22 protein-coding genes are annotated in these 24,908 nt (G+C 45.3%); 8 read left to right on the top strand and 14 right to left on the bottom strand.

The genetic code is table 11. The features are described 5' to 3' along the window. Positions 1–802: 802 nt before the first annotated feature. Positions 803–4,174, bottom strand: a complete 3,372-nt coding sequence (locus BIW15_RS05980; protein WP_179115230.1) for an AraC family transcriptional regulator — start codon at positions 4,172–4,174, stop codon at positions 803–805. Positions 4,175–4,384: 210 nt separating this feature from the next. Beyond that, positions 4,385–5,263, bottom strand: a complete 879-nt coding sequence (gene znuA, locus BIW15_RS05975) for a zinc ABC transporter substrate-binding protein ZnuA (RefSeq protein ID WP_077280679.1) — start codon at positions 5,261–5,263, stop codon at positions 4,385–4,387. A 78-nt stretch (positions 5,264–5,341) separates the two neighbouring features. Here znuA and znuC point away from each other — a divergent pair, with 78 nt between their 5' ends. Both znuC and znuB read left to right on the top strand, forming a co-directional pair. Continuing rightward, the gene (znuC, locus tag BIW15_RS05970; RefSeq protein ID WP_017448743.1) at positions 5,342–6,130 is read left to right on the top strand and encodes a zinc ABC transporter ATP-binding protein ZnuC; all 789 of its coding nucleotides are present in this window, start codon (positions 5,342–5,344) and stop codon (positions 6,128–6,130) included. Then, positions 6,123–6,908, top strand: coding sequence for a zinc ABC transporter permease subunit ZnuB (gene znuB / locus BIW15_RS05965; protein ID WP_021823123.1), 786 nt, complete (start codon positions 6,123–6,125; stop codon positions 6,906–6,908). Before znuC ends, znuB begins: the two co-directional genes overlap by 8 nt. Positions 6,909–7,061: 153 nt before the next feature. On the opposite strand, the gene BIW15_RS05960 is transcribed toward znuB, so the two are convergent. Then, positions 7,062–7,907: a class II glutamine amidotransferase gene (locus BIW15_RS05960; protein WP_005481076.1), complete on the bottom strand. Its 846-nt coding sequence runs from the start codon at positions 7,905–7,907 to the stop codon at positions 7,062–7,064. 52 nt (positions 7,908–7,959) lie between these two features. After that, positions 7,960–8,535: a D-sedoheptulose 7-phosphate isomerase gene (lpcA, locus tag BIW15_RS05955; RefSeq protein WP_005494304.1), complete on the bottom strand. Its 576-nt coding sequence runs from the start codon at positions 8,533–8,535 to the stop codon at positions 7,960–7,962. 356 nt (positions 8,536–8,891) lie between these two features. Here lpcA and fadE point away from each other — a divergent pair, with 356 nt between their 5' ends. Beyond that, on the top strand, positions 8,892–11,336 hold the full coding sequence (gene fadE / locus BIW15_RS05950) for an acyl-CoA dehydrogenase FadE (protein WP_025631478.1): 2,445 nt from the start codon (positions 8,892–8,894) through the stop codon (positions 11,334–11,336). Positions 11,337–11,549: 213 nt separating this feature from the next. Beyond that, entirely contained in the window at positions 11,550–13,325 is a 1,776-nt protein-coding gene (locus BIW15_RS05945) for a SulP family inorganic anion transporter (RefSeq protein ID WP_005457639.1), read from the top strand. A 77-nt stretch (positions 13,326–13,402) separates the two neighbouring features. On the opposite strand, the gene BIW15_RS05940 is transcribed toward BIW15_RS05945, so the two are convergent. The 5 genes from BIW15_RS05940 to dnaQ all read right to left on the bottom strand — a co-directional run bounded on the left by BIW15_RS05940 (position 13,403) and on the right by dnaQ (position 17,083). Then, positions 13,403–13,813, bottom strand: a complete 411-nt coding sequence (locus tag BIW15_RS05940) for a GNAT family N-acetyltransferase (RefSeq protein ID WP_021485203.1) — start codon at positions 13,811–13,813, stop codon at positions 13,403–13,405. Between the two features lie 209 nt (positions 13,814–14,022). Beyond that, positions 14,023–14,292, bottom strand: a complete 270-nt coding sequence (locus tag BIW15_RS05935) for a hypothetical protein (protein ID WP_238986442.1) — start codon at positions 14,290–14,292, stop codon at positions 14,023–14,025. Between the two features lie 46 nt (positions 14,293–14,338). Beyond that, positions 14,339–14,890 (bottom strand): hypothetical protein, encoded by a 552-nt coding sequence (locus tag BIW15_RS05930; protein WP_042765537.1) that lies wholly within the window; start codon positions 14,888–14,890, stop codon positions 14,339–14,341. Between the two features lie 211 nt (positions 14,891–15,101). Continuing rightward, positions 15,102–16,352, bottom strand: coding sequence for a TIGR03503 family protein (locus BIW15_RS05925; protein ID WP_015297131.1), 1,251 nt, complete (start codon positions 16,350–16,352; stop codon positions 15,102–15,104). Between the two features lie 8 nt (positions 16,353–16,360). After that, entirely contained in the window at positions 16,361–17,083 is a 723-nt protein-coding gene (gene dnaQ / locus BIW15_RS05920; protein WP_025788949.1) for a DNA polymerase III subunit epsilon, read from the bottom strand. 58 nt (positions 17,084–17,141) lie between these two features. On the opposite strand from dnaQ, the gene rnhA reads away from it, so the two are divergent. After that, positions 17,142–17,606: a ribonuclease HI gene (rnhA, locus tag BIW15_RS05915; protein ID WP_005484436.1), complete on the top strand. Its 465-nt coding sequence runs from the start codon at positions 17,142–17,144 to the stop codon at positions 17,604–17,606. Positions 17,607–17,610: 4 nt separating this feature from the next. Here the strand turns inward: rnhA and BIW15_RS05910 are convergent, their stop codons facing one another. Beyond that, the gene (locus BIW15_RS05910; protein ID WP_005481108.1) at positions 17,611–18,366 is read right to left on the bottom strand and encodes a class I SAM-dependent methyltransferase; all 756 of its coding nucleotides are present in this window, start codon (positions 18,364–18,366) and stop codon (positions 17,611–17,613) included. A gap of 38 nt (positions 18,367–18,404) precedes the next feature. Here BIW15_RS05910 and gloB point away from each other — a divergent pair, with 38 nt between their 5' ends. The 3 genes from gloB (at position 18,405) to BIW15_RS05895 (ending at position 21,691) form a co-directional block, all read left to right on the top strand. Next, positions 18,405–19,163: a hydroxyacylglutathione hydrolase gene (gene gloB / locus BIW15_RS05905; protein WP_005456739.1), complete on the top strand. Its 759-nt coding sequence runs from the start codon at positions 18,405–18,407 to the stop codon at positions 19,161–19,163. 258 nt (positions 19,164–19,421) lie between these two features. Next, on the top strand, positions 19,422–21,008 hold the full coding sequence (locus BIW15_RS05900) for a LysM peptidoglycan-binding domain-containing protein (RefSeq protein WP_020838643.1): 1,587 nt from the start codon (positions 19,422–19,424) through the stop codon (positions 21,006–21,008). After that, complete coding sequence (locus tag BIW15_RS05895; RefSeq protein ID WP_075984161.1) at positions 21,005–21,691, top strand: YIP1 family protein; 687 nt, start codon at positions 21,005–21,007, stop codon at positions 21,689–21,691. The genes BIW15_RS05900 and BIW15_RS05895 overlap by 4 nt, the downstream gene beginning before the upstream one ends. A gap of 11 nt (positions 21,692–21,702) precedes the next feature. On the opposite strand, the gene BIW15_RS05890 is transcribed toward BIW15_RS05895, so the two are convergent. The 4 genes from BIW15_RS05890 to tilS all read right to left on the bottom strand — a co-directional run bounded on the left by BIW15_RS05890 (position 21,703) and on the right by tilS (position 24,847). Continuing rightward, on the bottom strand, positions 21,703–22,548 hold the full coding sequence (locus BIW15_RS05890; protein WP_021486826.1) for an endonuclease/exonuclease/phosphatase family protein: 846 nt from the start codon (positions 22,546–22,548) through the stop codon (positions 21,703–21,705). Between the two features lie 86 nt (positions 22,549–22,634). After that, complete coding sequence (gene glnB / locus BIW15_RS05885; protein ID WP_005436810.1) at positions 22,635–22,973, bottom strand: nitrogen regulatory protein P-II; 339 nt, start codon at positions 22,971–22,973, stop codon at positions 22,635–22,637. 189 nt (positions 22,974–23,162) lie between these two features. Further along, positions 23,163–23,474, bottom strand: a complete 312-nt coding sequence (locus BIW15_RS05880) for a cytochrome c (protein WP_077280678.1) — start codon at positions 23,472–23,474, stop codon at positions 23,163–23,165. 56 nt (positions 23,475–23,530) lie between these two features. Further along, on the bottom strand, positions 23,531–24,847 hold the full coding sequence (tilS, locus tag BIW15_RS05875; RefSeq protein ID WP_021449923.1) for a tRNA lysidine(34) synthetase TilS: 1,317 nt from the start codon (positions 24,845–24,847) through the stop codon (positions 23,531–23,533). Between the last annotated feature and the right edge of the window lie 61 nt (positions 24,848–24,908).

The following is a 24,908-nucleotide window of genomic DNA, read 5'->3' as shown; positions in this document are numbered from 1 at the left end:
CCCTTCCATTCATTGTGTGAAATCAAAGATTCCATAATTGCCTTTCATATTTTGAACGTTAACTCCGTTAAGTTTCACCTCGTCATTTTCGTCAAAATCGACATTTTGAAAACCATAAAAAAGAAACAAAAACTTAATACCGTCTAAGCAGAATAAATATTTCAATTTAAAATCAATGACTTAAAATAAAAAATCAACATTGTCGCTTTTCTCATATCAACCTGTCGTTATTTTTATAAGAAAAATAAGTAAGGTCTCGTATAGTTATTCCATCGAGAGGGCAACCTCTTAAAAGAATTCCAGAGGTGGCATGGCAACATGTCACTCCGGCAGCAAGCGAAGGTGTCATTGACACCCGTGGTATAGTCCCCCCGGCTATACCACGATATTTTTTTTCACTTCTTTTCTACTCCCGATTTAAACCTTTAACAACCAACCTCCTGTAACTAGAAGCACTTTAGTTAAGCTTTCTATATCCTATTTATATGTGCTGTTTGGCGAAAACAAACTGCTACAACGCTGTGCATTGATGTTTCACTTACCTATCACAACGCCTAAATTAGGCAAAAAAACTCTAGCCTAACAACACAAAGGCATTGCAGCTCTTTGGTGCTGCGAACTACATAAGAAAGTACAGATGCTTTACTTACTCAGAACAACTCAAAAAACAGAACGCTGCGTAACCCGAGGCGACTAGAATGGTTTAGTTGCAGTATCAGAACGAATCACGCCGCTAAACGTGAGGAGGTGATTTAGATAACATCCATGCTGTAACTATTAACGATGCTCGAAAGATTGGAGACTAATTTGCGTGACTGTCTTGTTCCATCGCGAACTTTGATGGAGGTAAACCAAAGTGCAACTTGAACTTCTGGCTGAAGTAAGAGGGATCATTGAAACCGCAATTGAAAGCCACTTCACTGATTTTTTCACCTGCGAGTAACTGTTCGCAAGCAGTTTCTAACCGTACCTCCGTTAAATAATCTTTTAACGTTCTTGACGAGGCCGACTTAAAGCGGCGTTGTAAACTACGTTCAGACATAAATAACATCTTAGCCGCTGTCGCAGTACCAAAATCAGGGTCATGGTAATGCTCAGCAACTAACTGATAGACCTTTTGTAGCCACTCATTCTCTGGACTGGCTTTTTCTTCGGCGATGTTTTCTGGCACAAATTCTGGTAAAACTTCCTCGACATGGCTCAACTCTTTTGCCATCGGCCAAGTAATCTCAATTTTATTCTGCGCATCAGAAGTGAACACCGCTAAGTGCCCTCCACTCACCGTAACCAACTGCGAAAGATTGTCTATACTCAAGTCCACATTGTTATTAGCAGGACGACTTAGAGAAAGTTTATTTGGCAATTGCGTTCCGTAATCCAAAAAGCTGAGTGAGACAATGTCCCGCCCCTCTTCTAACATCACTTTAACGGCCTGACCTCGGAAAGAGCGCTTGATGATGTTGGCAAAGATACTGTTGAAGATAACATCCAGATTAAAACTCTCTAGAGCAATACGGCTAGACTTGTTCTCATCCTCTAACTCCACAGAGATCCCCGCTTTGGCGAAATCGTCTCGCCACACATCCACCACAGATTGCGTAATTTGGCTTAGGTTGTAGTTTTGACTGCCGTTACTCGCATCACCAGGAGCACTTTTAAGCTCATTCAGCTGCCAGTAAGTTTTTGATACGTGATCCTCTGTGATGGAGTCTCTCTCCACTGGCAATTTTGACGAGATATAATCGACGCTGGTTTTTATAGACTGAGCAACATGGTCAACTAATAGATTTCTAACCTGAATTTGCTTTCTTAACTGTTGGTTACTCGTCAATAATACGCGGCTTTGATGCCTTAGTTGGTTGGTCTTTAGAGTGACCTGAGCAGCAAGCTCTCGGTTTGCTTGCATAACATATCGTGAACGCCAGTACATGATAAGGCCGATAAGCGTAGAAATTGAGACGAGAAAGCCTAATATCGCAAGCTGGGATAGATACCATGGTTTGAGCACTTCAAAACGAGACTCTAAACCAACAACGCCCGCCGTTACCTGTGACTCGTTACTCACTTGAAGGTGGTATTCCCCAGAGTTGAGGTGCTCTAAGGTTAACTGACCCCCTTCTAAGGTCTGCCATCGATCGTCTTCGTTTAAGCGGTAGTACAGGTTCTGGCTATCCGGTTTAGGCATGATGCCAAAGAGAAAACTCAGCGAAGAACCATAAGGCAGCTTAATCCCATCAAGGTCGGAACTCCCCACTTGGATTACATCGTTTTCAAGCATCACTTGGCTAACAATAAAGCGGGATTCTGGCGGGTTTGACACCAATAGTTTTGAAGCCTCCGCTTTAACTAATCCATATTTTGAGCCTAAAACAAGTTCACGTTCACCATCTTCTGTGCGTTTCACTACGCTACATATCCCAGGAATAAACTCATTATTAATCAAGCCCGATGCAGATGAATAATGTTTAACTAACTCACCGGACAATCGGTAGTAACTCAACCCAACAGAAGATGCGAGCCACACACCTTTCGCATCACTGATCAAACACGCCGGACGAGCATTCGCAACACTCATCTCCAAGACTTGCTTGGCTTCGCCACCAGCCACTGTTTTAAACAACCCATAGGAAGAGGCAAACCACTGAGAGCCATCCGCCGCTGTCACTATATCTAGCGACTCGCCATATTTTTCCGAGAAACGATTGAAACGAATACGTTCATCATCGTATTCATAAATGCCGTGATCCGTACCAATAAAAAGTTTATCTTCGGTATCATATAAGCGCGTCACTTTAGCTGGTAAGTACTGACTCACGATCCATTCGCTACCAAAGTTTCTGACGGATTGCTTGTCGATATCAACGTTGTAAAGTTGGTAACCGCTGGATACCCACAAACGGTTTGTGTCGTCTAGAGCAATATGCTCAACAGCATGCCCAGCCATTACTTGTAAATAAGGGAAGCTAACCTTTTTCAGCCCCTCCAATTGGAATATCTCCAAACCTTTTGAAGTGGCAAGCCATAACATGCCTCGTTGGAACGCAAATTCGTTAATTTGAGAATCTAATTCTAAGACTTTTACAATCCCTTCCGCGCCAGAACGATACAGTTTGCGGTCATCGGCAAACCAAAGCACACCATCTGGCCCTGTTACCGTTTGTCTGATACGACCAGATAAGGTTTGCGAGTCATAACTACTAAAGGTGACTCGCTCAAATTTTTTGCTGAACAAAGAGTAATAACGAATGCCTTGGTTTGTCGCTATCCACATTCCGCCCATGTTGTCGCTAAGTAAGGAATAAATTTTAGTGCTATCGAGTTCTAACTCTAAGAAGCTCGCAGGCTCAACTTCAGTAACTTCACCTGTTAAAAACGAGTAGAGATACAAACCGTGCTCAGTACCAACCCAATACTCTTGATTGGTCTCTGAAAACGTCAGTACGTGGGAGCCACCAATTTTGACGATCTCTTTGTTCGGCTCGTAAATATTGAAGATCAACGCGCCTTTTAAGGTGCCAACCAATATCTCGCGTCTCGTATGCGAGTAGTACACTTTTTCAATGTAGTTTTGACCGGATGAAATCACATGATCAAATTTATTACCTTCAGAGAGATAGACACCAGATGTTGTAGCCAACGCCCATTTGGTTTCGATCAGAATCGCATCATTGATGTACACATAACTATTATTGCTATGTTGATAAAGTTGAAGCAGTGAAAATGAATCAAGTTCATTGGTTTTGATGTTGTAGGTATAAAAATGTGCGCCATCACTGACCCAAATATAATCACCTGATGAACCTATTTTTCTAATTTGCGACCCGGGGTTAAGGCTAAAGACCAACTGCCTTTCTTTGTTTGGGTAGGTCTGATAAACCTCATTTTCGACAAAGGTCCAGAATGACCCTTGATGATACGCAAGCTGCTTTGCGGTCATTTGCAAAAAACTGCCTGATTTTGGCAGAACATTTTGGCCATCATAAAAAAGAACGCGGCCATGTACATCATGAATCCATAGCCCACCTTGCTCGCCCAAGAACAATTTTTTCGCAGCAATAAAAGTGCCCTTAACCTGAGTAGGCAAAGGGTAAAAGATGGCATTTGCGTTGTTCAGCGCAAATGCGTGAGATGATATGAAGAGTCCCCAGAAAATCAGGACAAGTTGGCGAAGCAAGACGAAAACCTTATATATCAATTTATATCAACTCAACTCCCTATAGGCCTTCCGTAGCTCTTGTGATTAGGGTTATTTTGAGCCGCTAATTATTGATAATGATATCTCAATTCCTTTTATAGAAAAGGTTCGTCTTGCCAAAGGTTGTAATTCTTACTGCTAGATCACGTAAAAGAGACATTTCATCCGCAAAACTACAACTAATTACCCTTATTTAGCCAAACATTGCTCAAAGCTGTCAGCCATGTTGCCTAACAAATTAAAGTAACTGCCTGGCTCCACTTTGATCGTGCTGCCTAATGGGTCAAGCTCGCCTTTGGCCACATTGCTGCCACGCATCACACTCTCGACAACGGCTGGTGTAAATTGAGGCTCAGAAAACACACAAGCCACGTTACCTGATCCCAGTGTTTTTCTGATCTGAATCAGCGTCTTGGCACCCGGCTTTCGATCGGGAGTCACCGTAAAGTGTCCTAGATTATTTAATTGATAGCGCTCTTCAAAATAACCGTACGCATCATGGAAAACGAAGTATCCTTGGTTCTTCACTGGTGCTAACTGCTGCTCTATTTCCTTATCTTTAGCCGCAAGCTGTTCTTCAAATTTCACAAGATTGTTGCTGTACGTTTTCGCATTAGCTGGATCGATTTCCGCCAATTTGTTCACAACAGCTTGGGCGACCTGTTTAACCGGTTTAATACCCAACCAAAAGTGCGGGTCGTGGCTACCGTGGTTATGACCGTCGTGATCATGCGAATGCTCACTATCAAACTCACGAAGCGCTAGATTTGGTATTTCGCTTAACGTCAGTGTACTAGCTCTATTTGATACGACTTTTTCAAGAAACGGTTCCAAATCATGACCATACCAAATCACAAAATCCGCAGACGCGACTTTTTTTACATCAGAAGGTCGCAGCGAATAATCATGTGGTGATGCGTTTGACTGAACTAGCACTTCAGGAGTAGTGACGCCTTCAGTCAGTTCAGTCACCATCAGTTGGATCGGTTTAATGCTTGTAAGTACTGTTATCGCCTGCACTGGCAAGGTTAACATTGCTGAAGCAGCAAGAATTAAAGCTCTTTTCATAGTTTTACTTGGGATATGGCATAGAAAGTGCGATAATGTTACATTATAACATTATAGTTTTGCAAATGAGTTTCATTCATGTCTTCATTAGTCAGTCTTGAACGATTGTGCGTCGAGTTCGATGATCGCAGAGTTCTCGATAACATCAGCATGGAATTAGAAAAGGGCAAAATCACAACCCTAATCGGTCCCAACGGAGCGGGAAAATCCACGTTAGTTAAAGTCATTTTAGGGCTTCAAAAGCCAACTAGCGGAAAATTGGTTAAAGCGAAAAGGCTAAAAATTGGTTATGTGCCTCAGAAACTGAAACTCAACGACTCTTTGCCGCTAAACGTTATCCGTTTCTTAAATTTAGCAGGAAAGTACAGCAAACAAGAATGCCTTGATGCATTAAGACTGGTTGGTGCCGAGCACTTAATTAAGAGCAACATGCACCGCCTATCTGGTGGTGAAAACCAACGTGTCCTACTCGCCCGCGCGCTGCTACAACGCCCTGACTTGTTGGTTCTTGATGAACCAGCTCAAGGTGTTGATGTTCAGGGACAAATCGATCTATACGATTTGATTGAAAGCATCCGTCACCGCTTCGATTGCGCTGTGTTTATGGTATCTCATGATTTGCACTTGGTCATGGCAAAAACAGACGATGTGATTTGTTTGCACCACCACGTTTGTTGTTCGGGATCACCAGCAACGATCACTCAGCATCCTTCTTACATAGCATTGTTTGGTAACGCAGCGAGAGAATCACTCGCGTTTTATCATCACGACCACGAGCATCACCATCACGATTTGTCTGGCTCTCCAGTATCGGGCGACGCTACCTCATGCTCTAACCATAGCCACGGACATCATCACCATGATTGAGTTTCTTCTACCTTCTATTCTCGCTGGTATTGGTATTGCAATCATCGCAGGTCCACTTGGGTCTTTTGTTGTATGGCGCAAAATGGCCTACTTCGGTGACACTCTTGCCCATGCATCGTTAATGGGGCTCGCTCTCGGGTTCTTACTGAACGTTAACCTCTATCTTGCGCTGCTAGTCTGCTGTTTAGCATTAGCGGTACTCCTTGTAACACTGCAAAGGCAGCAACTGGTGGCCACAGATACCCTACTCGGAATTCTGGCTCACAGCTCTTTGTCTATCGGTTTGGTGTCAGTAAGCTTTTTGGACAATGTTCGTGTCGATCTAATGAGTTACCTATTTGGTGATTTATTAGCTGTATCACCAGAAGATTTGATGTTTATTTATGCCGGCGTAATTGCCGTTAGTGCATGTTTGTACATATTCTGGCGACCGTTATTATCAAGTACCGTCAGCGAAGAGCTAGCCGCTGTAGAAGGTGTGAACACAGATTTAATTCGTCTGGTCTTGATGCTGATGGTGGGCGTAGTGATTGCGGTAGGTATGAAGTTTGTCGGTGCCCTTATCATGACTTCACTGTTGATCATCCCTGCAGCAACAGCGCGTAAGTTGTCTTCTACACCAGAACAAATGGCATTCTTCGCATCCAGCATAGGTGCGATTTCAGTTCTAATGGGACTGAGTCTGTCTTGGCACTTCGACACGCCAGCAGGCCCATCAGTGGTGATCAGTGCGACTTCTTTGTTTATGCTGAGCCAACTGATTCAGCGGAAAGCTTAGTTATAAGCACAAGTTAAGCAAACGGATCTGATGATTAAGAATTCTCAGTGCTATTGCTGGCTTACATACAAAATCAATACAAAATCGCATCAAAAAAGGCAGTCGAGTGACTGCCTTTTTGTTATTTGGAAAACTTGATGTCTAGAAACGTCGTTATTCCAACGGTTCGGTCGGAGCTTGATTACCCGGTTTGGGCGCTGCAAATGGCACATCTTTCAAATCAGATGCATTGTTTTGGATCAGTTCACCAAGGTGAAACAAACCATATTCACCAGGCTTCATTCGATGCCAAGTCTCATTGCCGGTTAAAGGCTGAGTTGCAATGACAGAAACAACATCGTTTGGTGTTGTTTCTTCTTGGAAGTTGATCTCCACATCTTCATCTAGCAAAGCGGCCTTGCCAAACGGTGCGCGACGCGTAATCCAATACAAGTGATTAGTACAATACGTCATGACAAACTCGCCGTCGCTGAGCAACATATTGAACACGCCTTTTTCTTTGAGCTGATCGCAACACTTAGCAATGTAGAGAAAAACAGATTCCATGTCCTGAGGAGGCTCTGGATATCGATCTTCCATCTGCTTTAGCAGCCAACAAAACGCGAGCTCACTGTCTGTTTGACCAACAGGACGATGGCGCCCAGTGTACAGATCTTGGTAATCAGACAGCTGGCCATTGTGAGCAAAGGTCCAATACTTGCCCCACAACTCACGTGTGAATGGGTGCGTATTTTCTAAATTCACTCCGCCACGGTTTGCTTGGCGAATATGACTCACAACCGCACGACTTTTGATCGGATAGTTTTGCACCAATTCAGCGATTTGGGACTCACAGCTTGGTTTTGGGTCTTTAAAGGTTCGAAAACCTTTACCTTCATAAAAAGTAATTCCCCAACCATCACGGTGCGGGCCAGTACGACCTCCACGCTGCATCAGCCCTGTAAAGCTGAAGCAGATATCCGTTGGAACATTGGCGCTCATGCCGAGCAATTCACACATCGTTTAACGAACTCCTTACCTAAACCACAGCCGAAAAAGTGGCTGCAGAAAATTATTCCATCTCTTTTTCAATCAACTGAATGATGATGTGAATAATCTTAATATGTACTTCTTGAATACGGTCTGCATAACCAAAGTGTGGTACACGAATTTCAACATCAGCAAGACCAGCCATTTTACCGCCATCTTTACCCGTCAGTGCGATGGTCTTCATGCCTTTCGCTTTCGCAGCTTCAATCGCTTTAAGAATATTGCCTGAGTTGCCAGATGTCGACAAACCAAACAGAACATCACCTTTGCGGCCTACCGCTTCAACGTAACGAGAAAAGACAAAGTCGTAACCAAAATCGTTACTGACACAAGAAAGGTGGCTTGGATCTGAAATCGCAATACCAGCGTATCCTGGGCGATTATCACGGTAACGCCCCGTTAGCTCTTCTGCGAAGTGCATTGCATCACAGTGCGAACCACCGTTACCGCACGACAGCACCTTACCATCTTGCTTAAAAGAATCGGCAATCATCTTCGCTGCCGCTTCGATTTGAGCAATGTTATGGTCATCGCTTAAAAATTTGTTGAGCACTTCAGCAGCTTCGTTCAATTCACTTCTAATCAGATCTTGGTACATAAGACGTTCTCTTTATTATTTCGGGCGTAAATGCGCATTCGCTTCGCCTTAGTAAATGGTTCTGATGCCATTTTAGCACCGGACATTTCATAACACTGAGTTTACCCACAAACGAGAATTAGTGTCGATAGTGAACCTCCAGATTTGGATTGGTGACAGTAATAAACTTGTCAACTTGCTTACGAAACCATCACTCAATTCGCAACTTTAGAATTTTAACTCTACTTAGATCACTTTTTACTCAATCTTGTGTTTTACATTTCTTTAATATTTTGATTACACTTATACCAACTGGTTAGACCTCTTACCAAAATACAGACGTACAACATTTATAAAGTCTGAAAAGGAAAAATTATATGGACATCTTGCTCTCTATCGTTGCGATGGCTGTTGTGTTAGGCATTACGCTTTACCACAGAATGTCACTCGTTAAATCCGTCAGCCTACTAACTGCTGCCATGCTAGTGCTGACTATCACAGGCTCAGTTGGCGTTATTGGCTGGACACTGTATGTGCTTGCAATCGCGGTCTTTGCCGTTTCTGGTATCCGCCAATCGCTTATTAGCCGTAAGGCACTGGCGTTGTTTAAGACTGTGCTACCTGCGATGTCTCAAACTGAAAAAGAAGCTCTCGATGCTGGTACAGTATGGTGGGAAGCTGAGCTATTCAAAGGTAAACCTGAATGGGAAAAATTACACGCAATTCAAGCGCCAAAACTTAGCGCTGAAGAGCAAGCGTTCTTAGACGGCCCAGTAAACGAAGTGTGTGCTATGGTCAGCGACTTCCAAGTAACGCATGAACTCGCGGATTTACCACCTGAAGTTTGGCAGTATCTGAAAGACAACAAATTCTTCGCCATGATCATCAAGAAAAAGTACGGTGGTCTAGAGTTCTCTGCATACGCTCAATCTTTGGTACTGCAAAAGCTGACGGGTGTTTCTGGCGTACTTTCTTCTACCGTTGGTGTGCCTAACTCATTAGGCCCAGGCGAACTCTTGCAACACTACGGTACAGAAGATCAGAAAAACTATTACTTACCTCGCCTAGCTGAAGGTAAAGAAATCCCATGTTTCGCACTAACTAGCCCAGAAGCGGGCTCAGACGCAGGTTCAATCCCAGATTACGGCGTCGTTTGTAAAGGAGAATGGGAAGGCAAAGAAGTGTTGGGTATGCGTCTAACGTGGAACAAACGCTACATCACGCTTGCGCCTGTTGCGACGGTACTTGGCCTTGCATTCAAACTGCGTGACCCAGAAGGCCTGCTTGGTGATAAAGAAGATCTTGGTATCACATGTGCGCTGATCCCAACGGATGTGAAAGGTGTAGAAATCGGTAACCGTCACTTCCCACTGAACGTACCATTCCAGAACGGTCCAACCCGTGGTAAAGACATTTTCGTTCCTATCGATTTCATCATCGGTGGTGAAAAAATGGCAGGGCAAGGCTGGCGCATGCTGGTGGAATGTCTGTCGGTCGGCCGTGGCATTACGCTACCTTCTAACTCAACGGGTGGTATCAAATCGGCCGCTATGGCAACGGGTGCATACTCTCGCATTCGTCGTCAGTTCAAACAACCAATCGGTCACATGGAAGGCGTTGAAGAGCCATTGGCACGTCTTGGCGGTAATGCATACGTCATGGATGCGGCCAGCAACCTAACTGTTGCAGGTATCGACCTAGGTGAAAAGCCATCGGTTATTTCTGCAATCGTGAAGTACCACTGTACCCACCGCGGTCAACAAAGCATCATCGACGCGATGGACATTGTCGGCGGTAAAGGCATTTGTTTAGGCCCTTCGAACTTCCTCGCTCGTGGCTACCAAGGATCTCCAATCGCCGTAACGGTAGAAGGTGCAAACATTCTGACTCGTTCGATGATCATCTTCGGTCAAGGTGCGATTCGTTGTCACCCATACGTGCTTGAAGAAATGAACGCCGCTTACTCAGAAGCGAGCGACGCGGTTGAGAAATTCGACAAAGCGCTAGCTGGCCACGTGAGCTTTACCATGAGTAACCTCGTTCGCAGTATTTGGTTTGGTTTAAGCGATGGCCTAGGTTCATCGGCACCGACTAAAGATGCAACGAAACGCTACTACCAACAGCTAAACCGTTACAGTGCCAACCTAGCGCTTCTGTCTGATATCTCAATGGCGGTACTTGGTGGTTCGTTGAAACGTAAAGAGCGCTTATCTGCGCGTTTAGGTGACATTCTCAGTCAGCTATACCTAAGCTCCGCGACGCTAAAACGTTTTGAACAAGATGGTCGTCCAGCTGAAGATTTGGCTTTGGTTCACTGGGGTCTACAAGATAGCTTAAAACAAGCAGAAATCGCCGTTGATGAGTTCCTAGCAAACTTCCCGAACAAAGTCATTGGCCGCACACTTCGCGTTCTGATTATGCCATTCGGTCGTGTACGCAAAGCACCAAGTGACAAGTTAGACAGCAAAGTGGCACGTATTCTACAAACCCCAAGTGCAACACGTTCGCGCATTGGCCGTGGCCAGTACCTAGAGCCAACAGAGCACAACCCAGCAGGTAAGATTGAGTTAGCACTGTCTGTGATTCTTCAAGCTGAGCCTGTGTTCGACAAAGTTTGTAAAGCGCAAGGTAAACGTCGTCCATTCCTCCGCTTGGATATGATTGCTCAAGAAGGTCTAGAGCAAGGCGTGATCACTCAAGAAGAAGCAGAACTGCTGAGAGAAGCCGAGCAACATCGTCTCGATACCATTAACGTTGACGATTTTGAACCGGAACTATTGGCAGCAAAGCCTCTTTACCCTCAAATGGATAGCGTTGCTTAAAAGCCAATAAGAAAGACAAAAACGGGAGCTTTGGCTCCCGTTTTCTTGTGCTCTGAATCCAAATAACGCCCCCTCCCTTTCGACGCATCCGATGCTCACTCTCAGACAACCGTTGTAACCACAGCCAAACCAATTGATCGCGATATGAGTGATAAATAGCTCACAGACCTTACCCATTAACGATGTATACTTTACCGTATCTCAACCACATATATGGAAAATCTGTTGGCTAGACTCTTATTCGCTCAGTGGTTCCCAGGACTCATTCAACTTAAAAACTATCAAAAAGAATGGCTCGTGAACGACTTTAGAGCCGCATTTTCTGTCGTTGCTGTTGCACTACCTGTTGCTATTGCTTATGCACAGCTAACTGGCGTTTCTGCTATCGTCGGCCTCTACTCATGCGTGCTGCCGATGCTGGTTTACGCTTTAATGGGCACTTCCCGACAACTCATTGTTGGCCCGGACGCCGCAACCTGTGCCGTCATCGCCGCCGTCGTTACCCCAATTGCCGCTGGCGACCCAACCAAACACTGGCAGCTCGTCATGACCATGACAGCTATGACAGGTATTTGGTGTGTACTGGCCAGCCGTTTCAAACTGGGAATTTTTGCTGACTTCCTTTCCCGCCCAATCCTCTTAGGGCTACTCAACGGCGTGGCGTTGACCATCATTGTCGGTCAGTTTGCGAAAGTCGTGGGTTTGAAATACGAACAACGCTATCTACTTGAACGATTATGGGAAGCTCCACAACGCTTGGCAGAACTTCATTGGCCAACCGTTGCGTTAAGTGTAGCGACTGTGGTGGTCTATTTGGTAACCAAACGCTACCGTCCTACTTGGCCTGCAGCAATGCTTGCCATACTGGTTACTACAGCATCGGTTTGGCTACTGCACTTACAAGAAATGGACGTGGCCGTAGTCGGCTTAACTCAAGGTGGTTTCCCTCAATTTCAAGCCCCACAATTTGAGCTTGGCGAAGTGCGTGAGCTCGTCGTGCCAGCGTTAAACTTAGCGATCGTTAGCTTTGTCAGCATGATGCTGACCGCGCGCAGCTTCGCAGCGAAGAACGGCTACGACATTGACGCCAATAAAGAGTTTCAGGCATTGGGGTTTGCCAATATTGCTTCTGCCTTCTCGCAAGGCTTTGCCATCAGCGGCGCAGATTCTCGTACCGCCGTTAACGACGCCAATGGGGGAAAATCGCAATTGGTATCGATTGTGGCTGCCATCACCATTGCTATTATCGCGGTCTTTATTTACGAGCCGTTACAGTTCATCCCTATTGCGTCACTCGGCGTGGTACTCATCATCGCGTCACTGTCGCTGCTTGACCTCAAAGCCATATGGATACTGAAAACACGTGACAAAGATGCCTTTTACCTTGCCATCATTACCTTTATTTCCGTGCTAGTGATTGGGGTTATTCCGGGTATCACACTGGCAGTTCTATTAGGTCTATTTCAGTTTTTACGCATCGTCATGCGACCAAGTGACCAACTACTGGGTCTGGATGAAAAAGGCACCATTCGCACCATTGATGAAACCGGAAAAGCGTCTCCAATTCCGGGAATGGTGATTTATCGCTTCAACTCACCGTTGACCTACTTTAATGCGCCGTACTTTAAGCGTCGTTTGCTAGAGCACGCAGAGCAAAACAAAGATGTCAGCTGTGTCGTAGTCGATGCCGTATCAAGCTTTACTCACCTAGATTTGAGTGTCATGGCAACATTGGCCGACATTCACGAAGTGCTCAAGAAAAGAGGAATACGATTAGTCCTCGCGGGAAGAAAACGCCGCTTGCGTCAATGGTGTGAGTTAACGGGAATAAGCACCAGCGAAGGCGGGATTTTGCTGCGTGCCGATATGTACCTTGCGATCAAACTCAGTGGTAGCTACCTCAGTGCTGTCGGTGAAGGGATTGTTCCGACCGTGCAAAAAGAACCCGACTTGGAACAACCACCAAAGCCAATTCCAGAAGTGGCTTAAGCGATAATCTAAAGTAAAAACAGGAGCATCTTCTCCTGTTTTTTATTGTTCATTTTATCTGTTTAATCGGCTCGGCTTTATGCTTGCGGTTTAAATTTTTTCGTCATTCCTTGGCTTTTAGGAGCCACTAGCTTGTAACCAAGATTCTCATAAAAGAATGGCTCGTCAGCAATCATAGAAACGTAAGAGCCTTCAAGTGCAACAGAAGAAAGATAACCGTCGATGTATTCCATGACTTTTCTACCTAATCCGTTACCTTGATAATCAGGGTCAACGGCAACGTCGACAATTTCGAAGTTACACGCCCCGTCACCAACAACCCGGCCCATTGCTATAAGAGCCCCCTCATCTCGGATGGACACTCCGTAAAGAGAGTTGGGTAAGCCAATTTCCGCCGCTTGCAGAGACTTTGGAGACAAACCTGCTTTGACACGCATCTCACAGTATTCTTCTGGGCTTGGAACGAACTCTTCGTATTTTATTGTCATTGCGTACTACTCCTTTAATTACCAACGAAGCATACATAACAACACTGTATAAATAAACATACATAAAAATAAAAAGGAATCCTCTCAGGCAGATAAAACATCCGGCTTTGAGAAGCAGCCACCAAAAATTTTGGCTCCGTAATAGATATAATTCGCACACAAGGAGAACTGCATTCTTCAAGACAGATCGTCCGCAATAGCCCATCCGCTTATGCTCGGTTACTTTGAGGCGGCAATTCTTCTCTCATAAGTTGATAAAGTTCGTCATGCACTAAAGACGCCAGAATGAGATTTCTTCTGGTATCAGTTGCAGGACCACTTACACCATCCCACGAATAACCTTTCTTAATCGTCAATAAGCCTTGTTCACTTAAGCTAAGATAGGGACTTTCAAAAGGCACACCAAGATAAATACCGCTTTCAACCTGATCTTCTGAATGAAGATGACACTTGTACTTCCGACGTTTTTTGTACGTCATAGAGGCCTCTTAAGCACCTCGCTTCTTTTGATTTGAAATACCGAGTCTATAGTTTGTCTGCGAGTTTCTTTAAATAGCTTTTGGCTAATTCATTATTATCGCGGCTAAGCCATTTTATACAGTCAAACAATTCCCAAATCAGACCTTGGTCGCCAATAGTATAAACAGGAAAATCTTCATGCTTGGGTGCCGGTTCGTTGGTAACCAGTTCATTAATAAATTCATCTTTATCGAATAGGATTATGAAGGGCTTAGAAAGCTTAAAAGGTTCACTCAAATCTAAGCAATGAATCTCAGCACTAGTTAGATCGTTGAAGATATATTTTTTGAAGTGTGCCATCTCATTATGATCACCTTCTAAGCGATAGAAGATCTCTCTGTCAGCTTCAAACTGAGCAAAACAAGGCTCAGCATTTTTATGGAAATTGTTTTTGGTGAAAGCAACAACATCCGCATCCGATACTCGGTCTCCCTTTCCTGAAGACAATGAACCTAGCAATACCGCGGCAATAACATTCTCTTCATTGACAAAGGCGTTGTATGCCGACTCCACCAATGCCTTCTGTAAAGGCAAATGATCTAGATTTAACTTTTCCATTTTCAAAGCTCTCTCCTTATAGCTTGTACGAACAGACTAATACTAAGAGTCTATAATGCGAGCTTTATCGGCACGCTTCAATTAAAAATCAAATAGTTAGTTCTCACATTTACTTATTTGGACAAACAGAAGATCCCTAGCATTCATGGAAAAAAACCTAGGAAAAAAAAACGGAGCCGATGGGCTCCGTTCTTTCTCTAACTCTTCTGCCTTATTTCTTTGGCACTTCCAATTGCATTTCAGGCATGGCTTGTCGTTTCGCTTTTAACTTGCGCCACACAATCCAAGCCACAATAGCAATCAAAAGCATCACTACGTTGCCGACCGCAATGATGATCATGCTGCGTTTACGCTCTGCTTCGCGCTCTGCAATGATGCGTTTTTCCATCTCAATACGGCGTTGCTCGGCCAGCTCTGCTTCTTTGGCGATGCGGGCGGCTTCTAAATCCACTTCATCAACGACACTGAAGGTTTGTTCTTGAATAGGAAACACCAGTGCACGCTGGGTTGCGAAATCCGTTGCAAAGATTTCTCCGCGCCATGAGTACTTGCCTAGTTCAGGATCGTTATCCAAGTTCAAGGTGGTTTTCATACCATCCTGTGACACTTGCCCTTGGCTGTAGGTAATGAAGCCATCAGGTGCATTTTGCTCGACGTTTACCGCGATAGAGCCGGGAGCAATCATACCTTGCTCACCGCTAACCACCAGCTGGTGTGGTTTCTCTGGGCTACGAGATTGAATAAACGTACGTGAGACTGGGTTTGGGTACACCAAAATCACCTGTTCTTGCGCACGCAAAAATACGCCGTTTCCAGAAGTGATTCGTGCGCGGTACTTGCCCGGTTCCACTTCGATAGGTAATTGAACGGTGAATACACCATCGCCCGCTTGTTCATCCAGACCGCGACCATCATCAGAAAATTCGCCAATGATCATCGGCACTGGACGTGCTTCTTTTATCAGTTCGTCTTCATTTTCGACAAACTTAGTGAAGGTGACTCGCAAGTTGACACGGTCGAGAAAGTCTCGCAGGACAAGTGGCTTATCGTCTGAAGTTAAACGCGCGGTGAACTTGAGCGCTTCTCCGTTATAGAGACGGTTAGGGAATACGTCGGTACTGAGCTTGAGATGTGAAATTAAGCGGATGTTGTTTTTTGGGGTTACTTTCCCCACAGCTTGCCAAGGGCCGGGCATTGGGTTGTCGACTGAAATGATGTCGAGTGATGGTTCTTGATACCAACGAACGTTGTCGTAAGAGCCCCACGCGTAATATTTTTTACCATCTGGACGAACTAACACAACAGGTTGAGAACTTTGTTCACGATAAACCAGAAAAGTAATCTGTTCGATGGTCGGGTCGACACGAAAACGGTTATCCAACAAAGACATGGCGGACTCGCTCGCGGCAAATGCGAAACAACTCCAGATCGCTAAAATAGCGACCGACAAAGCCCTCAACATAGCTTCTCCTATTGGTGCCAAATACAGTCGTTTACCAGTTCTAATCTTTTCTGGTGCGCTTCTAATTCATCGGCAGTTGCACGCAAAACCTTTAGTGCTTTTCTTCCTTCAATGCGGCGAATGGTTTCTACCCCGCCTTCTTGTTTGTTGGCGTTAAATTCTAGACTCGTTTGCCCACCAGTCATCAGTAGGTAAACGTCGGCTAGAATCTCCGCATCGAGCAATGCCCCGTGGAGTGTACGGTGCGAGTTATCAATGCCGTAACGTTCACATAATACGTCGAGGTTGTTGCGCTTGCCCGGGAAGATTTTCTTCGCCATGGCAAGCGTATCCGTCACCTTGCAGTAATCGTCGGTTTTACCAATTGTTGGATCGAGTTTTTCAAACTCATAATCCATGAAGCCAGTATCGAAGGGCGCGTTATGCGCAACCAGTTCTGCGCCTTTGATAAAATCAAGAAACTCTTGGTGGACACTCGCGTATTCCGGTTTATCTATCAAGAATTCATCGGTAATACCGTGTACTTGTATCGCCTCAGGTTGAATTTCACGATCGGGCTTAATGTACACATGGAAATGACGACCAGTCAGCTTACGGTTGATGATCTCCACGGCACCGATTTCGATGATGCGGTGACCTAAGTAGTGCGGACCACCTTCTTGGTTCATACCTGTGGTTTCGGTATCGAGAACGACAATGCGATTATGTTCAGAATTGCTGCTGGTATTCATAAGGTTATGTATGTCAGACTATGCTTTATTAAATGTTTCGGCTAATAGTACCAAAAATATGACCAAACACGTTGAGATTTTCACAGACGGATCTTGTTTAGGAAATCCAGGCCCTGGTGGCTACGGCATCGTCTTACGCTACAAAGACGTAGAAAAGACGCTCTCCAAAGGCTACACCCTCACCACCAACAATCGCATGGAAATGTTAGCCGCAGTTGTCGCCCTGCAAACACTGAAAGAGCCGTGCCGTGTCACGCTGACGACCGACAGTCAGTACGTGCGCCAAGGGATCACGCAGTGGATTCACAACTGGAAAAAACGCGGCTGGAAAACCGCAGATAAAAAGCCCGTGAAGAACGCCGATTTATGGCAAGCACTGGATAAAGAAACGGCACGCCACCAAGTGGATTGGCATTGGGTTAAAGGCCATGCTGGACACAGAGAAAACGAAATCTGTGATGAACTCGCCCGCACAGCAGCAGAAAACCCAACAGAAGAAGATACAGGCTACCAGCCATCTTAATACGCTAGTAGCGCTGGCTCGACACTCTCTTCACACCAAATCCCTCTCGGTTCATCACGCCAAGCGGCGTCAGTTTTTTCTTTAGACGCCAATGTGGTTTGATTGGCTTGAGAGGGTACGTTCGTTTACGAGCGACGATATAGTACAAGCTCCCCGCCGGAGAAGCCCAATCCCCCAAGCTGTTTTCTAACCAAGTCCACATGGTGCGATAACGTGTCATAGGAAACAGCGCATAACGATCACAATGAATTACTTGGTAATTGAGTAACCCCAACCAGTCATTGATTCGGCTCGAAGTAAACATTCGTCCACTCCACGGCAAGTTATTTTTACGCCATGGGAACAAACTCGCTAAACCAGTAAAGCTAATTGGGTTAAAACCCGTAATGATCAAGCAGCCATCATCCATCATCACTCTGTCGACTTCTCGCAGCAGACGATGTGGATCACTTGCATAATCAAGCTGATGGGCAAGTATCACGACATCAAAGCTTTTTTCCAAAAAGGGCAATTCGTAACCATCTGCGATAACATTGTGTAACGGGTTCTGGATATCTACGTTGACTTGGTGTTGAATGTTACAATTACAGCTGGTTAGCTCACAGCTCAACCCGCCCAGTTTGAGCATATGGTAGCCGAACAATTTCGGACACCATTCATCAAGTCGGGTCTGGATTGACTCAAGCACCCAAGGCCCATTGTTCATCGCTGACCAAGTCGATGGGTGCGGTAAAGTTTTGTTGCTGAGTGCTGGTTTCATTAACCACCTGACTTAAAAAGGGTGACGGAGAACGAATCGTGTTAGAGATCAAAAGCATACCCGCATTTAATGATAATTACATCTGGCTGATACAAAATAGCGACAAGCGTTGCGCCGTGGTCGATCCAGGCGATGCACAGCCAGTATTAGATTATTTGCAGGCTAACGAATTAACTTTAGAAGCGATCTTAGTTACACACCACCACAACGATCACATTGGCGGTGTTCCAGATTTAGTTCGTGCATTTCCTCACGTCACCGTTGTCGGCCCGAAAGCGGAGCCAATTCCGACCTTAACAACTCCTATGGAAGAAGGCGATAAGCTTGAGCTGTTCGGCGAAATCTTCTTGGTGCTCGGTTTGCCGGGGCACACGCTCGGTCATATAGGGTATGTAGGCGATAGCAAGCTATTCTGTGGTGACGTGCTATTTTCTGCTGGTTGCGGTCGTATTTTCGAGGGTACACCAGAGCAGATGTTTGAGTCCCTGAGCAAAATTGCAGCGCTTCCAGAAGAAACACAAGTGTTCTGCGCGCATGAATATACAGCGAGTAACGTTGCCTTTGCGCTGGCAGTGGAACCTGATAACGAGCAACTACGTCAATACCGAGACGATGTGAACCGACTTCGTGCACTAAACATTCCTACCCTTCCTACAACGCTGCGAAAAGAAAAGTGGATTAATCCATTCTTGCGTACCACCAATCCAGACGTTGTTAAGTCTGTCGCGAACCGCATTAAAAATAGCGATCCATGCTCGGTTTTTACTGCTTTGCGTGAGTGGAAGAACGAATTTTAACCATTTTCTGCTTGTAAGTTTGCAAGACCCCAGTATTATCAGGGGCTGATTTTTTGGGAAGCGCCACTGGCGCTTCTCTTACGTTTGGGGTCGATATAAATCAACTTGAATGTCGCTCCCATGCATAATTTTAGAAGCTCTCCGCCTCTATTGAATATTAGTTAGTGTTAAAAGATGTCTATTATCTCACGACTGCCACGCAACTTAGGCTGCGCGACAGGCAGGAGAAGATAAAAAGGCCCTAAATAGGCTGAACCCATGCGTTTGAAGTATAGCTGGGCGTTGGTGTTGTTATTATCTGGCTGTCAATTGACTCAGCCAAATTCGTCCACTACTCCAACTCCAGAAACCAACAAGTCAGAGCAAACTGCTAAACAGAATGCCACTAAGACTAAATCTAAAAACAAACAATCTTTGGCGAAAGATTCTGCCAAGGATACGCCAAAAGTTCTCTCCCCTCAGGAACAAGAAGATGTGTGGCAACGTATTGCTATGCAGCTTGAAATGGACATCCCAAACAACAAGAAAGTGGATTATTACCGTACGTGGTATTTGAAACACCCAAACCACCTGTACACGGTATCTAAACGTGCAGCGCCATTTCTTTACATGATCACGCAACGTATCGAAGAACGTGGATTGCCAATGGAGCTTGCTCTTCTACCGGTTGTGGAAAGCTCATTTGACGCTTTCGCCTACTCGCACGGTAGCGCAGCAGGTTTGTGGCAGTTTGTGCCAGGCACCGGGAAAATGATGGGGCTTGAACAAAACTACTGGTATGACGGGCGTCGCGATGTCGCTGCCTCTACCGATGCTGCATTGGATTATCTTGTTCAATTAAATGAACGTTTTGACGGAAACTGGGAACACGCAATCGCAGCCTACAATAGTGGCGGCGGTCGTGTATCTAGCGCTATCCGTAAGAACAAAAAATTGGGTAAACCTGTCGACTTTTTCTCTTTAGATCTGCCAAAAGAGACCAGTAGCTACGTGCCAAAACTTCTCGCTCTTGCGGACGTGGTGGCAAACCAAGAAAAGTACGGTATCGACATTCCATCTATCCCAAACAAACCAGTGCTGACGTTAGTCGATCCGAAAGAACAACTGGATCTCGCTATCGCTGCTGATTACGCGGGCATCGGGGTAAAAGAGCTGCAAAGCTACAACCCTGCCTACAACCAATGGTCCACCGCACCAGAAGGGCCTCATCAGCTTCTTATTCCTGTGGAGAAGAAGGATGCGTTCTTAACTCAAGTTGAGAGCAATCGCGGTAAAGGCATGAAAGTCGCGCGTTACAAAGTCAAATCTGGCGACTCGTTGAGTATGTTGGCAAAGAAATACGGTACGACCTCAAAAGTGATTCGTCGTGCTAACGGCCTGTCGAACAACAACATTCGCATTGGTCAGTACTTACTTATTCCGACGTCAACCAAAGACGATTCAAAGTACGCACTTACAGCGCAAAACCGTTTGAACAAAACGCAATCGCAAGCTCGTGGCCAGCTGAAACTGTCACACGTTGTGCAATCGGGTGAAAGTTTGTGGTCTATCGCTCGTGACAACAAGGTTTCACACAAATCGCTAGCAAAATGGAACGGCATGGGACCAAAAGATACCCTGCGCGTCGGTCAAAAGCTGGTGATTTGGAAAAAATCAGACCAAGGCGCCGTGATTCGTACCGTGTTCTACAACGTTCGCTCTGGCGACACCATCAGTGGCATCGCAAGCAAATTCAAGGTGAAGAGCAACGACATCGTAAAATGGAACTCGCTGCATAAGCAGAAGTACCTAAAACCGGGTCAAAAACTTAAGCTGTACGTAGATGTAACTAAGGTAAGTGTATGAACCCGTCAAATAACCCACTCGTAATGTTGTTGGATATATTCCGTTCTCCAACCTCTTGTTTTCTTGCGCTTTATCAGCGTGGTGGTTGGGGATGGCAACCTTTCATCTTTTTGATGCTAAGCCCATTCCTATTTTGGGGCGCGTACTTTTCGAACGTTGATTTTACGTGGTTAAGTGACCAACTCACTGTACAGTTCCAACAAATCGACCCACAGCAGATTGAGCTATTGGAACCAAACACGTTGATGGCAAGTGCGATCATTAATGACGTGTTCAATCGCTTTGCGACGCTTTTGTTGCTTGCGTTTTGGTTCTTCCTTGCGACTAAAGCAAGTAAACAACAATACGGTTATTGGAAATGGTTTGCGGCATCGTGCGCCATTTTGTTTCCAGCGGTATTGGGCGACATTGCAAGCTACGCAAGCTTACTATTGAAACATGGTCAGGTAATGACCTATGCGGCGGATCTCAACAGTCTCAATGGCTTACTGAAGTTGCCACTCACCAACGAATGGTCTCACTTTGCTAGCTCACTGCCACTTCTGTTGCCTTGGTACATTGTTCTAGGTTACGGCGTGGTATTAACGTGGACTGAATTTGAACGCGGACAGGCTCTGGTGATTTCGAGCCTGCCTTGGATCGCGTTTTACGTGATTTGGGCGTTGTACATCGTTATCGCTTAAGCTGACTAACGCTAATCGTTAAGCGTAAACGACACCAGTAATGGATTATGATCGGAAGCGTCGCTCTGCGGCGCTTTCGCATTTTTCAGCGTTAATCCGCGGTAGAACACATGGTCTAGCGGCAAGCCCGTAATAAACTGCGTACGATGATCTGGCGAGAACTGTACTTCTCTCAAATTTGCTTCCCTCAGGGCCTGCTTCATGGCCGTAATCCGATATTCGCTCCAACTATTAAAATCACCAGCAAATACGATTGGCCCGCTGTGTTGTTTAAGTAGCGTCTCAAGCGCAGAAAGTTGCGAAGTATATTCTTCCGTTCCAACGGTAAAGTTGATCGCATGCACATTGATAACGGCCAAGCTCTCACCATTACTTAAACGATACTGGCTGTACAACGCCGATTTTGGCAAACGCAACCACGGTTCTTTTGACGTGTACGCGCATGCTTTAACTGGCTGCTTTTGAGCAATACTAATCACGCCAGCTCCGCTGCCTAACGCTTTAAACGCGCTGACTTGGTTGCTGACCCAGCTGCCATCTACCAACCATTGTTTAAAACTGTCTGTCATGCTGGCTTCTTGCAGCAATAACAATTGCTTATCTGCCGAGAACAACTCCAGCTCAGATTGCCAGTTAGCGCGATTTTGCTTGTAGATGTTCCAAACTAAAAGGTTGAGTTCACCGTTATCGTCCAGAGCTTTTGCTCCGCTAAACTCTATACATCGAATATCTTCGGTAATTTCAGAACCAGTTTGTGTGATGATCTGTGGGTGTTCTGGCACGGTAAAGATGACTTGAAAACTCACTACCGCAGCCATGATTAGAAAGGCTAAAGAGAGAACAAAACGCTTAAACATGAGAGCGTACCTGAATGCATGAAATAAAAAAGGAGCCTTATTGGGCTCCCTTTTAGCTTAATCAAAAATGCAATTGTAGTGAAATCTTAAATCGCGTCTTCGTCTTCTTCACCAGTACGGATACGAACCACACGCTCAACATCCGTTACGAAAATTTTACCATCGCCAATCTTACCTGTTTGCGCGGTTTCGATGATGGTTTCTACGCATTTGTCTGCTACATCTTCAGTAACAACAATTTCCAGTTTCACTTTCGGTAGGAAGTCCACCATGTATTCCGCACCGCGGTATAGCTCAGTGTGGCCTTTCTGACGACCAAAACCTTTCACTTCAGAAACCGTCATCCCTGTGATGCCTACTTCAGCAAGTGCTTCTCGAACATCATCCAATTTAAATGGCTTGATAATCGCTTCAATCTTTTTCATGTTCATCCCTTGAGCTTCAATCGTTTGCGCATATTATCGTTTAGCGTCTCATAACATTCAATGTTTGTCTCTGCTTCATCGGCTAAAATCCTGAGCTCAATAAGGTTTATTAACTCGAGATAAAACAAAACCAGAGCAATGCTCTGGTTTTGTAGAAATAAGATAACGACGTGTTAATGCACTTTTTACTTACTTCAAACTTGAGTAGTAAGCGGCAAGGTTTGCAATATCGTCATCAGAAAGCAGCGACGCTTGAGCCTGCATTACCGCAGCAAGACCACCGTTACGTTCTTTGTTTTTGTAAGCTTTGATTGAGCTCACGATGTACTGCTCGTTTTGCCCTTTCAAATTTGGGTAGCCTGGAATCGTTGCGTTACCGTCTGCGCCATGACATGCCGCACATACTGCAGCTTTAGCTTGTCCCGCAGCGGCATCACCCGCCAGAGCTTGGCCACTCAATATGGTTAGTGCAGCCACTGCACCGATCATTACTCTCTTCATTGCTTCACCTAATCGTTTTTTATTTGAGATAGTTATGGTCGATATTGTGACATGAATTACAAAGGCTTGCGCCAAATGAGTTCACAGTCTTGGCCACTAAATGTTTGATCCACAAACAAGTCTGCGACTGCAACAACTTGGTCTTTGTACATCAAAATCGGGATCTGACGACGTAACCAGCTTGGCACATTGTATTCTTGGAATAACTTTTTCAGTTTACGACTGCGACTACGTGTTGTGGGGTGTGCCGACAAACCTTCGGGATTGAAAGTAACCCTCAATAACTCGGGGTGTGATGGCAGCGAAATATTTGGCTGATGAGAACCCGAACTAAGCGTTAACGTCCCCAGACTCTCTGGTAAAATCAGTGGCTCATCGATTTGGATATGGCCTTGCCAACTCGTCACATCGGCATGAGGCGTAACCCAGTACAATTTGTTTTGGAAGCGTCGGATCTCTCCTTGTTTGAGTTTAAGCTTTGGATTGGCATCTTGTTGCGCCAATGCCACTTCTTGCCAAATCAAGCGCAATTGAGTTTGACTCGGCATATTGGCATTCAATTTACTCAACCACATACGAATCAAACGCGCTTGAGCTAATTCACTATGGATAGCTAACTCATCAATACTTAAGCTCAAATCCGCCTGTAGAGCACGCGCAAACACCGAACCTAGGAGCTCATCCAATAACGCTTCTTGTTGAGCACATAAGCTTGCGCTTCGTTGCACCGCTTGATGAATACTCGGCCAACGCTCAGACAACTCAGGGACGATACGATGACGTAAAAAATTTCTATCGTAGCGCGTGTCTTGGTTACTTTCGTCTTCTACCCATTCCAAACCAATGTTCTTCGCCGTCGCTTCTATCTGCTCGCGCTTGATGTTAAGTAGCGGACGAACTAATGTGCCACCAGCAAACGGCATAGTTTCTGCCATCGAAGATAAACCCTTAGGTCCACTTCCACGTTTCAACGCGAGTAAAAAGGTTTCGACTTGGTCGTCGGCATGCTGACCTGTTAGCAATAAGTCGCCACGATTGATATGACGAGCCAGAGCTTCATAGCGCGCTTCACGTGCCAGCGATTCAATGCTCTCACCACTATTGGTATCTAGGTTCACACGCTCTACCGAGCACGAAATACCTGCTTGTTTCGCCCATACTTGACACTTATCGGCCCAAATGTCCGCATTTTCACTCAAACCATGATGAACATAAACCGCGTGGCAAGAGAGGGAGTTTTCTTCTCGATAACGGCGAAGTAACTCAAGTAACAAGCGCGAGTCCACACCACCACTAAACGCGACAACGACCTTCGTTTGAGGTTGATAATAGGTGTTCAATACATGAGAAAACTGCTGGTAAAGCGATTCCATAAGCGATCCGATAGGTACAAAAAAGGGTTAGACATTGTCCAACCCTTTCTATTTTATCCGT

It is taken from the genome of Vibrio sp. SALL6 (genome assembly GCF_002002385.1).
Lineage (GTDB): Bacteria > Pseudomonadota > Gammaproteobacteria > Enterobacterales > Vibrionaceae > Vibrio > Vibrio parahaemolyticus.
Note: the sequence above shows the minus strand (reverse complement) of the source record. Positions and strands in the feature narration are given on the sequence as shown.